The organism is Myroides sp. ZB35 (assembly GCF_001865835.1).
GTDB lineage: Bacteria > Bacteroidota > Bacteroidia > Flavobacteriales > Flavobacteriaceae > Flavobacterium > Flavobacterium odoratimimum.
Window position 1 is genome coordinate 494,177 of the sequence record NZ_CP017769.1, and the last position, 15,824, is coordinate 510,000.

Consider the following 15,824-nt stretch of genomic DNA (forward strand, 5'->3'; position numbering starts at 1 on the left):
ATCTATTAACTATGAAAGCATTAATTAAAACTATATTTTAACCCTATTTGTATTTGGTATGGGTTTCCTCTATTGACAGGAGTCCCTTTTGTATTTACTCTATAATTAAATTGTTGTGTAGCTTGATCAAAACCTGGTAAAGCAGCTGTCTCTCCTTTCTTAGGTACACCTAAAGCATATAGAGACTGCGTTCTCATAGATTTATTCACTCCCCAATCTTTATTCAATAAGTTCGCTACGTTAAATACATCTGCTGATAACTCAAACTTGTGTTTCCCTTTAACATGGAAAGTCTTCGCTATACGCAAGTCAAATACACCATAGAAACTATTCTTTCCTCCGTTTCTCTCTGCTATTTTACCATAGCTATCTTGGATATAATTTTTAAGACTACTACTTACTTCTGGATTATCCATAATCGCTTGTAATCCATCCTTAATATGCTGTGGAGTCTTAGGATCATTGATGTCAAATACATATGCTAAGTCATTATTACCACTAACAAAATCTCCATTCGTATTACCCCCTGATAATAAGCTATATCTCGTTCCTCCAATACCTGAGAATCTCACTCCTACATTCACTCCGTAGAAACTAGGTGCATTACCATACACTACTAATTTATGTCTAAAGTGATTATCAGAATAACTCATCTTGCTTAAATCTCTAGGATCATCTGCTACTGGTAGTCCTAGTGTAGCCGAGTTAGCTACGTTTCCATTATAAGAAGTATTGTCCTTAGTAGAGTTCCAAGTATAACTCACTGCTATCTGTCCATCTCTATAATAGTTATAGTTCGTGTCAAATACTAAAGCATAGTTATTTACTTTTCCTTCACTTACTAACTCTAATACACGACCTAATTGGTTTGATTTTCTACCTTGTTTCCAATCAGAAGCACCGTTCGCTAAAATAGTTTCTGCAGGGACGAATACTCCTCTTCCTCCTTCATTGTCTAAAGTAAAGAATGGTTTATCCACCATATTTCTATCTTTATAGAAGTAGTTATTACGAGCTAAGTTCATATACCCTGTCACACTAACCTTAAATCTACTGCTGAAGAAGTGTGTATACGATAAGTTAGCCTTATACACCATCGGTACTTTTGCGTCTTTTCCTGTGAAATTGATTGTGCTTAACTGATGTTGAGTCAAAGAAGGTATTGCGTTTTTATCTTTTCTATAAGCTTCAAAGTCTGGAGTAGGTACATCAGCTCCCATTACATCTACAGTAGCTAACTTACTACCATCAAAAGTAAGGTTGTTAATCAATGCATAGTTATTCACATCCGAACCAAAGATACCTCCACCTAGACGGATATAGTCTGTATTGTTCTCATTGATATTCCAATCAAACTGAATACGTGGCTGTACAATCAAAGACTTAAAGTTATTGTCTGTTCTTAGTCCTAGCTCATCATATACTAACTGGTTAAACTTAGCTGTCGGATACTTCGCATAATCTAAACGAAGCCCTAAAGTCATATCTAAACCAGGATATAAAGAAGTCTTCATTTGTCCATAGATACCCGCATTTAATATATTGCCATCGACAGTAAGATCATCTACTAAAGGTACTTCTCTATAATATCTATAAGGTCTTAGATTCTCAAAGCTATCCATAGACGAATATCCTAGAGCAGGATCATTATTAAAATGGAAACGTCCATTCACTTCACTACCATATACTGACTTAGAGTTAGTCTGCATCACGTCAACACCGAAAGTATAGTTTACTTTATCTGTGTTATAGTATAAATTATTTACAACCTGAAAAACATTGTTGGTGAACTTCTCTTGTGCGAAACGGTGTCCTCCCAACTGTATATTAGCTGAACGCACACCACCTCCAACATTAGAAGTTACGTTCTCCACAATAGCACGTGGTATATACCATCCTGGTAACTCTGCACTCTGATGACTATCCTGGAATGTATATAGATACTGTACCTTTAACTCATTAGTCAGCTTAGGGCTGATATTCGTTCTTAATGTAGCTAATAAACTGTTGTCAACACTCTTATCTGTACCATAAGATTCGTATAGATTAATCTGTGTGTTATCCCCTAATCCTAGTGGATTATAGTCATACGTAAGGTTATTTCTAACCGTTAATAAGTTATTCTCGTTAATCTGCCAATCTAAACGCAAGAAGGCTGCATCAGAGTTTCTTCTCTTGTCAAATGTTCCGTACTGAGGATTATTAGACACACCATATTTATCACGAGCAATACCTACGAACTTGTCTAAAGTCTGGTTAGTAATACCGTATCTGTCTTCATCTGCCGGTCCATTAATATCTGCAATCACTAGTGATCGAGTGTCTAACTGGTGATCCCATGCTACAAAATAGTGTAGTTTATCCTTAATAATCGGACCACTTAAGGATAATCCATATTGATAAGTAGAGTAATCTCTATCCCCTTTCTTATTTCCGTTGATATCGTACGGGCTAGATAACCAATCTGCACGCATATAAGAGAACATAGAGGCTGAGAACTCATTGGTTCCAGATTTAGTTACTGCACTTACGGTTCCGCCTCCACTTCGCCCTAATGTCACATCATACTGATTCGTCACTACCTGAAACTCGCGTACCGCCTCCATAGACACAGAATATGGAGCACCACTTCTACTAGTAGTCGCCCCTCCTGATGTAGGATTCTTAGCAGTAGTTCCATCTATCGTAAAATTAATAGAAGAACCTAGTTGTCCTCCTATAGATCCTCCATTCGATAAAGGTGATAGATCCGTTAGGTTAGCAAAATTACGTCCGTTAATAGGTAAATTCTTTATAGAGCTCGCTGTAAAAGTAGTCGCTGCCCCCAAAGACTCCTTCTGATTCTTTAAGCTCTTTCCATCAATAACGATTTCTTCTAAATGCTGATCATCTAATCCAATAACAATATCTACGAATACATTATCCCCTTGGTTTACGTAGTACCCCGTTTTCTTAACTTCTCCACCAGTCTCATCTTGTGTAACAACGATATAAGGCCCCCCTAATGGAATTTCTTTAAAGACGAACTCCCCATTAGCATTCGTCTTAGTACGTGTGGTAAATCCTGTAGATGTATTTCTAATCATAACTTCTTTTCCCTGTTGGATCGCATTATCCTGTAATACGATCCCTTGGATAGAAGCTTGTGTGGTTTGAGCAAAAACTTGTGCACTAAATAAAGTCGCACATACCAAACCTGCTAATTGTAATTTTTTTTTCATTTACGTTACTACTAGTTGATTAATGAAGTCAAATCTATCCCTCCATTATTATCTCTAGATGTTTAGTGCGTAAAGAAATTGTCATTTTTAAATTCAAGAATTCAAAGAGTTATTATGAAAGTGTTAACTCATAATCATCTTATACTAAAGTCTGTCTTTTTCTGTCATCTCTATTTCTTTAGAACTGTATTTTACCTTTTGGTTTCCTAAATTATACTTTAAAGAAACAGCAAAACCTTGTGTATCGCTATAGTCTTTAAAGTAGTTATTTTGATTCGCATAGTTAGTACTAATGATCTGTCTGTCACTACCAAAAATATTATACACATACAAATTAGCAGATAACTTATTCTTCAAGAACTCTCTACTCATGATAAAGTCTGTACGCTGATAACCACTTATTCTAAAAGTCCCTTGTACAGTAGGAGTATAAAAGTTATAGGTCAACATCGCTTTCCAGTTACTTTTCTTTTCAATATCAACTGAAGTACTTAATCGCCCTCCAAATATTAAAGCATCATTCTTATACAATTTCTTATCTACACCATAAAAATAATCTTCCTGCTGTTGCAAGTAAAGAAAAGGACTCACTGACCAAATAGGTAAAATCTGGTGAGAATAGTTTACAATCATACCCGCTAGTTGTCGTTTATCTATATTCGTATAATGATAGATTAACATATTATTTTCAGGTTCTTGATAAGAGATTTCCATAGATGGATTGCTCTCACGATTATAGAACAGTTCAATATTTAACTGATTCCAATTATAACTTAAACTAAAATTATGACTGATCGTTGGTTTTAAATCAGGGTCTCCTTGGAAATATGAAAACAGATTATAGTAACTCTTCGCTGGATTCATCCATGAATACGAAGGTCTGTCAATACGCTTTCCATACGAAAAACTCAATTGTTCTTGTTCTGTTAGATCGTACTTCACATAAGCTGTAGGGAATAACTTAAAGTAAGACTGTGTATTACTTCCTACTCCCGTACTCTTCGTCTGAATGCCTGTGTACTCTCCTCTCAATCCTGTTTTAACCTGCCATTTATCCCATTTTTTAGTAAATGAGGTATATCCAGCCCAATTGATTTCTTGATAATCAAATAAATTACTCTTATCTATATTAGGATTACTAGTTTTAGTATCAAAAAAGTCTAATGAATATAAGGCTTTTACGATACTATACTTTCCTCCTACTTCCCACTTTGTCGTTTCTTTATCCACTGAATAATCTATACCTGTCACCCCTAATCGAGTGCGTTGATTATCCTTAGTTGCAAAAAAACGCTCTGATGGTAACTGATCTTTAAAGTTTAGTTCAGTTAACACATCTTGATTATCTTTTTGATTTTCATACGTAAAATAAGAAGACCACAATAATTTCTTCTCTTGACTAAACTTCTTGTCTAACATAAAATATCCTGTGTACGTATCCATATTGGCACGCTTCTTATTAAAAGTAGTATAGTTAGACTCTACAACCCCTTCTTTATTATAGATCAATGTAGGAATGACAAAATCACCTTTGGTTTGTTCATTAATATAACCACTTCCTCCTACTGTCAATGTCAGTGTAGTATCTACCTTTACATCCATCTCCGCATTAAAACTATGTCTTCCTCTCATCTTATTCTTACGTGTCAAATCTGTACTCCAGCGCTCTCCGTTCTCATAGATAACGTTGTCTTCATTATACCTTACAGTTTCTCCTTTTCCATAAGTATAGTTTCCAGATAAATTTACTTTATCACCAGAATAAAAATGTTGTGTACCTAAAGTATTATAAGCATAAGTAGATTGTTTAAAACGATCTGTTACACTTCCTTTATATCCTAAGTTTATGTTCTTTTTTAATTTAATGTTCAATACTGCTCCACCTTGAGCATCATACTTAGCAGGAGGGTTAGTAATAACTTCTACAGCCTCTACTTGTGTACCATCTGTAGATTCAAGCATCTCTTTTAACTGCTCTCCTGTCAGCATCACTTTTCTATCGTTAATCGTCACTAATATACTAGAGCTCCCACGGATACTCAGGTTATCTCCTATCGCATTGACCCCAGGTGTTTGTTTCAGAATATCCCACGCATTCGTAGTCGCTAATGGTGTATCTTGTACATTAAACACTAATCTGTCTATCTCTCTTTTTATAGTAGGACGCTTAGCGGTAATCATTACTTCTTCTAAAATAGCGTTATCTTCTGCTAACTCTACTACAGCTGGAGCCGTACTTAAAGCTATTGTCTGAGATTTAAATCCTACATAGCTAAATTCTAATTGAGTAATCAATGTATTAGCGTCTAAATCATAAACACCTTGTTCATCCGTATAAACAGACTGTACTATCTTGCCATCTGCATCTTTAGCTACAACAGTAACAAAAGCCAATAGTTCCTTTTTATTGTCTGTTACTTTTCCTTTGATCTGAGAGTTTGTTGTTTGTGCATTTACTAATACACTTAACAATAATATGCTCCATAAAATAAGTATGCGTACCATAATTTCATTAATTTTAAACAAAGGTGCTGTATTCAGAAAAAGAAGGCGGTTAATGAACGGTTAATGAACGGTTAACAGCAAAAGCCTCTTGATGTATTACTCTCTTTTTAAAGTATATTTGTGTATATGAAAAAGCTAAATTCTAAATATTACTTAATCATCTTTTGTGTTTTCTATTTACTGCTGATAGGGGTAATGATTTTTTATTTCATGCAAGCAGTTAAACTAAAACAAAAAGAAATAAGTAGTATCTCTCATCAAAAAATGGATGATTTACTAGAGGAGCATTTCTACAAAGAAATTAGCTTAACAAAAGAAAATTTACTGTATACTTCTTTTTTAGACCTACTGCAGCAAAAAACAACCTTAGAAAATATCAAAACAGACTTTACTTCTGTCCTAGACAAGAATAATGAATTGTTTACAAAAAAGATAGACAGTACGTTCTCTACCTTAGGATATGAAGTGGCTGCGAAAATAGTTATCAAACAAGTAGTCATACATGATAGCAAAGAGGAGTTATTAGATAAACCTTTTGTCCTTTTAGAAACAAAGCGAAAACTGAACGCTCCCCAAAGAATAAATACTTCTGAATGGGAAATTAATGAGACTAGTATAAAGGATGAAGGTGATACATGCACAGAATGTCCTGATAGTTATAAACTACATATCACTATTTACCAAGAAAGATTTATAGAGGTAACTAATTATTTAAGCATAACACTAAGGCAGTTATTTCCCCTTTTAAGTGGTTCTATTCTAATCTGTGTTTTTATTCTCATATTATATTATACTACTTATAAAGCTATCAAAAGAAAGGAAAGAGAAATAACTAATCTCTACAATATGGTAGATAATGTCTCTCATGAGTTTAAACTACCTATCGCTACCTTAAAATACGGTTGTAAGAATCTGTCCAAAGAATACGAGTCTCCTACTATCAACCTTCTACTCCGTCAAGTAGACCGATTAGATCGATTACAGAATAGCCTTAATCCTATCCTATCAGATGAAGAAGAAGGCTATAAAAAAGAAGATTCTTTAGTACTGATAGAGGATCTCCAAAACCTGTATCCTGAAGTATTATTATCAATAGAGTGGAATGCTAAAGACGAACTCAATCTATCTAAAACTAAAATAGAAACTGTACTTCTTAATCTATTAGAAAACAGTATTAAATATAGTGGAACAGAGATTAAATGTATTATCTCATCAGAAGCTAATCAGTATACTATCACAATTATAGATAACGGAATGGGAATCGCTAAGGATAAACAGAGTGATGTCTTCAAGAAATTCTATAGAATACGAGAAGGCAATATCCATAACACCCAGGGGCTAGGTATCGGATTATACCAAGTACAACAAATAGTAAAATCACTTCACGGAAGTATTAATATAAATAGTAAACTACAAGTAGGGACTACTTTTAAAATCACGATACCTTATGTATAAATTGTTATTAGTAGAGGATGATATTGATTATGGTACTGTTATTCAACAGTATTTAGGTATTTGTGGTTTTGAGGTAAAATGGTTCACTACTCCAGAAGAAGTTATAGATACTGTAAAACAAGAACATTTTGACTTAGCGATATTAGATATTATGCTCCCTCAGAAAGATGGTTTTACCTTATCGAAAGAGATTAATACGGTATTACCTAACTTGCCTTTCTTATTCTTAACAGCAAAGAACCAAAATATTGACCGCTTAATGGGGTTAAAGTTAGGTGCTGATGATTATATATCTAAAACATGTGATCCTGAAGAACTAAAACTTAGAATAGAGAATATCCTAAAGCGAACTGCTGTACCAAAGACAGAACAATACTTATTAGGCAGTTATACTTTTAATCCTATACAGCTAAAGCTGAGTCATCCCACTGAAACGATACGTCTGACAGAACGAGAAAGAGATTTATTACTTCTATTAATCAGTCATAATGGTGATATTATCTCTCGTGAAGAGATCTTACAGAAGCTTTGGCCATCTGCAGACTACTTTAATGGACGTAGCTTAGATGTATTCGTCACTCGCTTGAGAAAATACTTTCAACACGATGAATCAATAAGTATCCTGAGTTTAAGAGGGGTTGGTTTTGAGGTGAACTTATCCCTTAAATAAGCTTGGTACTACTCCGTAGTAGCAATATAAAAAGGGACTGCGAGTAAGATCACAATCCCTTTACTTATTCTATTTATCTTGAAAACGTTTGAGAAAAGTCTCGTTCAGTTTTCCTTTATCTTTGATTCTGCTTAAAGCTTCTAAGGCTTTCGTTTTATAACTTTCATCCTTAGTCTCTTTAAATAATTCGTCTGAAGCAAGTGCATAATTAGCATTAAAGTCATCTAGCGTATTAAAAGTAGTTTGGCACTTATCTAAATATTCTAAACCTGCCTCATACTGAGTATCCGCTATAAAGAGTATTCCCTTCATTAAATATACTTCTTGCTGTCGTTGCTCCGTCCAGGTATTCTCTGTTATATACAACTCTTCTGCAATACTTAATTTTTGTAGTCCATTAGCAATGTCTCCTAAAGAAGTAGCAGTAAGTCCTATTCCATAATATCCATCAGGGTCATTGGGAAAGTCCTTGATCAATTCTTCGTATTTCTTTCTCGCTAAACCAATATTTCCAACTCTTAAAGCTGCTTCTGCTAATTCCTCTTTAAACACTGAATTACTCTTACTAGCTAAACTATCAGCATAGTAATAATACGTTACTGCGGCTTCGTGTTTATTTTGTTTAGTTAAAGCCACTCCAGTGAAGAAATATGCATCACAAAGTGTTTTATCTCTTTCTATTAAACTAAAAAACACTTTACCTGCGATATTATAATACTTAGGTGAATTAAGAGCTTCTAAGCCTACTTTATATAATCGTTCTACTTCCGCATCATCAGATGGACAACTAAGCTCTAAATCATCATAAGAATACTTATAATCAACAGTCTGAGCATAAGTAAAGTTATACGTAAGACACCAAGTAGTAAAAAGTAGAAATACTACAATCTGTAATTTATCTCTGGTAAACAATCTCGCTGGTAGGAGATGCATTATAATATTCATTATTTTCTTGTTCTTTAATACGATCAGTAAACAACACTCCATTCAGGTGATCAAATTCATGTTGTATAATGACAGCTGTAAAACCTTCTATCACTTCTTGGAAATGCTCTCCACTTAAATCATAGTAAGTAATCTGAATAGCTAAGCTTCTATATACTTCTCCATATTCATTAGCAATAGATAAACACCCTTCTTCTCCTCTTCTCAATATTTTAGAATACCACACAATCTCTGGATTAATAAAGAACTCAAATGGTTCTCCTTTTTTATCCATACGTTGCACTAGAAAAACTCTTCTATTGATACCTACCTGAGGTGCTGCTATCCCTACTCCAGGTTTCTCTTCATTGCGAACAGTTTTATACATTCTCGCAATCAGATATTTTAAGTTCTCATCTGTCGGTAATACTTCTTCACATCTCATTCTAAGCACTTGTTCTTCCACAGGGCTATCTACCTGATAGACATGCATTGGTTCTTCTACAGTACTTTGTTGTATAAGAAGATTTTCTATATCGTTTAACTTGGTGTAAGTATTCATTTTATTTTGTTTTACAAGTCAAAAATATAACTTAAATCACATATAAATAAAAAAAGCCCAGAGAATCTCTGAGCTTTTTACTTATGCCGACTTAGGAAGACTATCAGGGGCTTGTACTGGCAGTACCTCTGGTAGAGCAGGGATAGAATCATTCACTGATTTTACATCTGTACCTTCATCCTCATCTTCGTCATCATCCTTTGCTCCTTGTCCCAATACTTCACTTGCTTTATATCTACCTAACTTAATTTTAAAATCTTCTGCATTACCTGTTATTCTCATTGGTATTCCTATAATACCTAATGGAGGCAATCCCAATCTAAATCCAATATTTAAATCTCCATCTAAACTTACTTGTCCCTCAAAACGTGGCCTAAAACCAGCCATCTTCATTTTAGTTCGTTCAATAGTCATTACATTATCTTTAATAGATGATTTAATATTAACGTCAGATAATGTTCCTTTTTCTAACGATTTAGCATCCGTCTTATCTGCAATAGCTCCTAAAAGTTTAAATCCTTTAAAACTAATATTGGCTAATGATAATGTACCTTGACCTTCAATGCTCTTCATTACAGGGAACATACTACTGTTTAATTTCCCTTTCAAACTATAATCTAAAGAAACTGTTCCGTAAGCATCCTTCGCCATTGTCACCATTTCTCTAAACAAAGTAATTTCTTTATATGCTCTTTGAATATCAAATTCAGAAGCTTTTAAATGATAACTAAACAATGCACTTCTATAACCTGTTGGTTCATAAGTTCCATTCATAGCAACATTTGTTCCTATCAAATTAAACTTAGTATCTTTCAAATCTATACCTCCTTTAGAAACAACTAGATTACCTGTAAAGTTTTCAATATTGTATTCTGTGTATTTAATCTTATCAGCTACAGCATTAAAGGCAATATTAATGTCTTTAGGAACCTGAATAACACCTGCGTTAGATGTATTTGCTATTGTGACATTACTAGTTTTATTATTTGCAAACATCATAAATTCATCAACATTCATATAAGGAGTTTGTAAATCAAAGTTCCCTTTTAAAGTATCTCCTTTCAGCATATAACCAATCACATTAGTCAAGTATCCATTCATAGAAAATTTAGAACTACCATAAGTAGCTTCAAATTTCTCAAACTTCATCTTTTCTTTATAGAACTTGAATACTCCTTTTTTAATATGTAATGGTTTTGGGAACATCTCAGAAGTCACCGTTATATTGTCTACTTCAAACTTTCCTCCATTCTTTAATTTATCAAAATCTCCTTTTACAGCATCACTTTGTAATCCACTTAAGAAAAGACTCGTTAATAATCTACCGCGTACATCTATTCCATCAATCTTAAACAACTTATATAGGTTACCTATATTCAATGTTCCTTTTGACTTCACATTATAATTTAAGTTATTTAAATTATACAAGCTAGCAGCTAATTGGAAAGGTTCTCCTGCTATTTTAAAGTCAATTGGTAAGACTTTAATTGTTAAGTCATTTAGAGATCCACGCTTACTCTTAATGATCGTATGAATCTGAATATTCTCTATTGGTAAGTCAGGTATACGTTTAAACTGAACATATCCATTTACAAACTTAATTTCAGAATCAATTACAGGGAATAGTTTACGCTTTGGCTCGTATGTTCCCTTTATACTACCCTTTGCATCAATCACTCCTCTAAGCACAATATCTTCTATAGGTATGAATTCCTTTATATTCTCTAAGTCCACTTTAGCATCTACATCCGCCTCAATATTGTAATCACGTAGATTCTTTAGATATATATTACCTTTTATAAAATTACTCATAGCAGATAACGAAATATCAGCAATTCTAACAGAAGTATTTTTATAATTAGAATCCTTAGCTGCTATATCAAAGTTAAAGTTAATAGCTTCTAATGCTTCTGGTAATTGTTCTAACTTAAAATATCCATCTTTTATAGATCCTTTTAAATCGAATTGAGGAATACTAGTGATAGTACTGTCTCTATATACCTTACGTAAGGTTCTTCTTTCAATAATACCTTTAGAGTAAGTTCCATCAAAAGCTCCATCCAAAGCTAATTCACCACGCATAGCAAATCCTTCAATACCTATTGCTTTTTGAAATAAATCAAGATTAACTATTGAATTTATCTTTCCTTTTGCATTGATAACGGTCAAGCCCTCAACTTCTGCATTGATATCAGTATGTTTATTATCTAAATCAAAAGCCAACTTATTAATAGACACTTTTCCTTTTTCTATATCTAACTTTGGCATTGAATAAGCAAAGTCAAGTTCTACATTTTCTAAAGGCTTACTAACTTGTTTATTTTGTATAAATCCATTCTTTAACTTCAATGATAAATCTACATTAGGACTTAAAGTATCAACAATAACATATTTACCTTTTAATAAAAACTTACCATTAACATCTCCAGCAAATTTAGTATCATCCAACCAATATTGATACTCTGGTGGTATTACTGATAACAGTTGTTCTAGAGTAGCATTCTCTGTTTTAATATCAAAAAGCATATCATAGCCATTCTCAATAAAACCAAAATGTCCTTTAAAATCAACAGGTAAACCTTTAATACGTAAGTCGTTCTTTTCAAAGACAAATGTTAAAGACTTTGTATCTACTTTAGTTTGAAGCTTAGCTAAAATAGGTTTTTCTTTCACATAGTGAACTCCATCAAAATTCAAATCAAAAGAATGTATACTTGCTTTACTCAACAAATCAAATACATCATCGCTCATATTTCCTTGACCAACATAATCAAAATCAGAAGCTATGAAACTCAACTTACTAGCTAAATCATTATAGATTATTTCTGCATTATCAATATGAAGTTCGTCAATCTTTAATTCAAGACTCTCATCGCTTTCTTCTTTTTCATCTGATGGTACAAAAACATCATAATTTGCTTCTCCTTTTTCTGTAACATTAATGTGAACAATAGGACTATCTACGTATATTCTATTAAAAGCTAATTTACCACCTACTATACTAAAGATATCGACACCTAAACTAACAGATTTAGCTTCAAATAAATGATCAGAATACAATGAATCTAATTGTACACCAGCTATACTAGGATTAACTACTGTAGCTGTTAATAAAGGAAATCTATTATAAAATGATAGATCAATTTTCTCAAAGTCTACTTCTCCCTTGATGGATTCTTTCATTAATTCCTTTACCTTAACATTTATCTGATCTGCATAAAATACTGGTACAATATACATTAGTGCTAATACTAATACACATAATACTCCAATGCCTATTCCTAATCTAATAAGAATTTTTTTTACAGTTTTCAACATAGCTTACTTAATCTTCAATATGCGTACAAAGTAACATCTTTTTTTCGCAACTTTAACAAACTTAAACAGAAATATAGTACAACATCTTGTCTGCAGAAACAAAATATGACTAATCCATATAAACAAAAAATCCCCAACCTCATACGAGATTGGGGATTCTATAAAGAAAGGCGGCGACATACTCTCCCACTGGTTAGCAGTACCATCTGCGCTAGCGGGCTTAACTTCTCTGTTCGAAATGGGAAGAGGTGAGCCCCGCTGCAATAACCACCTTAAATCGGTTGTTACACAATTAGCGTAACTAATATTTTTAACTATATTGATATTTTTAACTTAACTATACTTTAGAAAGTTGCCCTCCCCTTGAATTAACAAGGGGAGATTCACATAAGCTTACGGGTTATTAGTACTACTCGACTTTGACATTACTGTCTTTACATCTATAGCCTATCAACGTTGTAATCTCCAACGACCCTTTAAAGAAATCTCATCTTGTGGTGGGTTTCGCACTTATATGCTTTCAGCGCTTATCCCTTCCCAACGTAGCTACTCTGCGATGCCCCTGGCGAGACAACAGATGCACTAGAGGTTGGTCCAATTCGGTCCTCTCGTACTAGAATCAGATCCACTCAAATTTCTAACGCCCACAGTAGATAGAGACCGAACTGTCTCACGACGTTCTGAACCCAGCTCGCGTGCCACTTTAATGGGCGAACAGCCCAACCCTTGGGACCTTCTCCAGCCCCAGGATGTGACGAGCCGACATCGAGGTGCCAAACCCCCCCGTCGATATGAGCTCTTGGGGGAGATCAGCCTGTTATCCCCGGCGTACCTTTTATCCTTTGAGCGATGGCCCTTCCATGCGGAACCACCGGATCACTATGCTCTACTTTCGTACCTGTTCGACTTGTTAGTCTTTCAGTCAAGCTCCCTTATACCATTGCACTCTACGCACGGTTACCAAGCGTGCTGAGGGAACCTTTAGAAGCCTCCGTTACTCTTTTGGAGGCGACCACCCCAGTCAAACTACCCACCAAGCAATGTCCTCCGCATCGCGGAGTTAGATCTCAAATAAGCAAAGGGTGGTATTTCAACAATGACTCCACAACGCCTAGCGACGCCATTTCACAGTCTCCCACCTATCCTACACATCACTTATCCAAGAACAATACTAAGCTATAGTAAAGGTGCACAGGGTCTTTTCGTCCCACTGCGGGTAATCGGCATCTTCACCGATACTACAATTTCACCGAGCTCATGGCTGAGACAGTGTCCAGATCGTTACACCATTCGTGCAGGTCGGAACTTACCCGACAAGGAATTTCGCTACCTTAGGACCGTTATAGTTACGGCCGCCGTTTACTGGGGCTTCAATTCAATGCTTCTCCGAAGATAACATCTCCTCTTAACCTTCCAGCACCGGGCAGGTGTCAGGCCCTATACGTCATCTTACGATTTTGCAGAGCCCTGTGTTTTTGATAAACAGTCGCCTGGACCTTTTCACTGCGGCCAGCTTGCGCTGGCGACCTTTCTCCCGAAGTTACAGGTCTATTTTGCCTAGTTCCTTAGCCATGAATCTCTCGAGCGCCTTAGGATACTCTCCTCGACTACCTGTGTCGGTTTACGGTACGGGTACTAATAATCTAAGTTTAGAAGCTTTTCTTGACAGCCCTTAGGCACACTATCTCGTTGTCCGAAGACTCAAAGTACTATCGCATTTCTCCAAGTCTGACGCATTTTACTATCAAACCTATAGGTACGTGCTTCAACGAACTATTCCGTCAGTTCGCGGTGCTTTCATCACTGTGTCACTCCATCACAATTATCAGTAGTACGGGAATATTAACCCGTTGGCCATCGACGTCCCCCTTCGGGTGTGCCTTAGGTCCCGACTAACCCTCAGCTGATTAGCATAGCTGAGGAAACCTTAGTCTTACGGCGGGGGTGTTTCTCGCACCCCTTATCGTTACTTATGCCTACATTTTCTTTTCTAAAAGCTCCAGCAATTCTCACAAATCACCTTCTGCGCCGTTAGAATGCTCCCCTACCACTCACGCAACTAAATGCGCAAATCCATAGCTTCGGTAGTATACTTATGCCCGATTATTATCCATGCTCGATCGCTCGACTAGTGAGCTGTTACGCACTCTTTAAATGAATGGCTGCTTCCAAGCCAACATCCTAGCTGTCTGGGCAATCAAACCGCGTTTTTTCAACTTAGCATACATTTGGGGACCTTAGCTGATGGTCTGGGTTCTTTCCCTCTCGGACATGGACCTTAGCACCCATGCCCTCACTGATGAGTATCATTACTTAGCATTCGGAGTTTGTCAGGAATTGGTAGGCGGTGAAGCCCCCGCATCCAATCAGTAGCTCTACCTCTAAGTAACTATCGATCATCGCTGCACCTAAATGCATTTCGGGGAGTACGAGCTATTTCCGAGTTTGATTGGCCTTTCACCCCTACCCACAGGTCATCCGAAAACTTTTCAGCGTTAAACGGTTCGGTCCTCCATTTAGTGTTACCTAAACTTCAACCTGCCCATGGGTAGATCACACGGTTTCGCGTCTACCACTACTGACTTAAGCGCCCTATTAAGACTCGCTTTCGCTACGGATCCATGACTTAATCACTTATCCTTGCCAGCAACGGTAACTCGTAGGCTCATTATGCAAAAGGCACGCCGTCACCCCACAAAGGGGCTCCGACCGCTTGTAGGCGTATGGTTTCAGGATCTGTTTCACTCCGTTATTCACGGTTCTTTTCACCTTTCCCTCACGGTACTGGTTCACTATCGGTCTCTCAGGAGTATTTAGCCTTAGCGGATGGTCCCGCCAGTTTCAATCAAGGTTTCACGTGCCCCGACCTACTCAGGATACCACTATTCTTATCTTCTCTTACTTATACGGGACTATCACCCTCTTCGGTTTACCTTTCCAGGTAATTCTAATTAAATCCGCAAGAAATCTCGTGGTCCTACAACCCCAAAATTGCCGTAACAACTTTGGTTTGGGCTATTCCGCGTTCGCTCGCCACTACTTACGGAATCACTTTTGTTTTCTTCTCCTCCGCCTACTTAGATGTTTCAGTTCAGCGGGTTCGCCTCCATATTGGATAGTATGTCTTCAACATACTGGGTTGCCCCATTCGGATATCTACGGATCAATT

Annotated in this window: 7 protein-coding genes and 2 rRNA genes (1 of these 9 cut by a window edge); 2 read left to right on the plus strand and 7 right to left on the minus strand. The window is 35.9% G+C overall.

Features of this window, described 5'->3' with window-relative positions; all coding sequences use genetic code 11:
- Positions 1-20: 20 nt before the first annotated feature.
- Together BK054_RS02255 and BK054_RS02260 are read right to left on the minus strand one after the other, a co-directional pair.
- Positions 21-3,221, minus strand: a complete 3,201-nt coding sequence (locus tag BK054_RS02255; RefSeq protein ID WP_006266969.1) for a TonB-dependent receptor — start codon at positions 3,219-3,221, stop codon at positions 21-23.
- A 144-nt stretch (positions 3,222-3,365) separates the two neighbouring features.
- Entirely contained in the window at positions 3,366-5,726 is a 2,361-nt protein-coding gene (locus BK054_RS02260) for an outer membrane beta-barrel family protein (RefSeq protein ID WP_006266968.1), read from the minus strand.
- Between the two features lie 126 nt (positions 5,727-5,852).
- Here BK054_RS02260 and BK054_RS02265 point away from each other — a divergent pair, with 126 nt between their 5' ends.
- Together BK054_RS02265 and BK054_RS02270 are read left to right on the plus strand one after the other, a co-directional pair.
- Positions 5,853-7,181, plus strand: a complete 1,329-nt coding sequence (locus BK054_RS02265; protein ID WP_006266967.1) for a sensor histidine kinase — start codon at positions 5,853-5,855, stop codon at positions 7,179-7,181.
- Positions 7,174-7,851: a response regulator transcription factor gene (locus BK054_RS02270; RefSeq protein WP_006266966.1), complete on the plus strand. Its 678-nt coding sequence runs from the start codon at positions 7,174-7,176 to the stop codon at positions 7,849-7,851. Before BK054_RS02265 ends, BK054_RS02270 begins: the two co-directional genes overlap by 8 nt.
- A gap of 69 nt (positions 7,852-7,920) precedes the next feature.
- Here BK054_RS02270 and BK054_RS02275 read toward each other — a convergent pair whose 3' ends face one another.
- From BK054_RS02275 to BK054_RS02295, 5 genes are all read right to left on the minus strand, one after another.
- A complete protein-coding gene (locus BK054_RS02275; RefSeq protein ID WP_232234332.1) occupies positions 7,921-8,796 on the minus strand; it encodes a tetratricopeptide repeat protein in 876 nt (291 codons plus the stop codon).
- Positions 8,747-9,337 (minus strand): peptide deformylase, encoded by a 591-nt coding sequence (def, locus tag BK054_RS02280; protein WP_006260363.1) that lies wholly within the window; start codon positions 9,335-9,337, stop codon positions 8,747-8,749. Before def ends, BK054_RS02275 begins: the two co-directional genes overlap by 50 nt.
- Positions 9,338-9,418: 81 nt before the next feature.
- Entirely contained in the window at positions 9,419-12,655 is a 3,237-nt protein-coding gene (locus BK054_RS02285) for an AsmA-like C-terminal region-containing protein (protein WP_006266964.1), read from the minus strand.
- A 165-nt stretch (positions 12,656-12,820) separates the two neighbouring features.
- Positions 12,821-12,930: ribosomal RNA gene (gene rrf, locus BK054_RS02290) — 5S ribosomal RNA — on the minus strand.
- A gap of 108 nt (positions 12,931-13,038) precedes the next feature.
- Positions 13,039-15,824 (minus strand): 23S ribosomal RNA (locus tag BK054_RS02295) (it continues 97 nt past the right edge of the window).

Bases quoted from the DNA above. Each gene is read 5' to 3' on its own strand.
- BK054_RS02255 (WP_006266969.1), bottom strand. From the start codon at position 3,221: ATGAAAAAAAAATTACAATTAGCAGGTTTGGTATGTGCGACTTTATTT.
- BK054_RS02260 (WP_006266968.1), bottom strand. From the start codon at position 5,726: ATGGTACGCATACTTATTTTATGGAGCATATTATTGTTAAGTGTATTA.
- BK054_RS02265 (WP_006266967.1), top strand. From the start codon at position 5,853: ATGAAAAAGCTAAATTCTAAATATTACTTAATCATCTTTTGTGTTTTC.
- BK054_RS02270 (WP_006266966.1), top strand. From the start codon at position 7,174: ATGTATAAATTGTTATTAGTAGAGGATGATATTGATTATGGTACTGTT.
- BK054_RS02275 (WP_232234332.1), bottom strand. From the start codon at position 8,796: ATGAATATTATAATGCATCTCCTACCAGCGAGATTGTTTACCAGAGAT.
- def (WP_006260363.1), bottom strand. From the start codon at position 9,337: ATGAATACTTACACCAAGTTAAACGATATAGAAAATCTTCTTATACAA.
- BK054_RS02285 (WP_006266964.1), bottom strand. From the start codon at position 12,655: ATGTTGAAAACTGTAAAAAAAATTCTTATTAGATTAGGAATAGGCATT.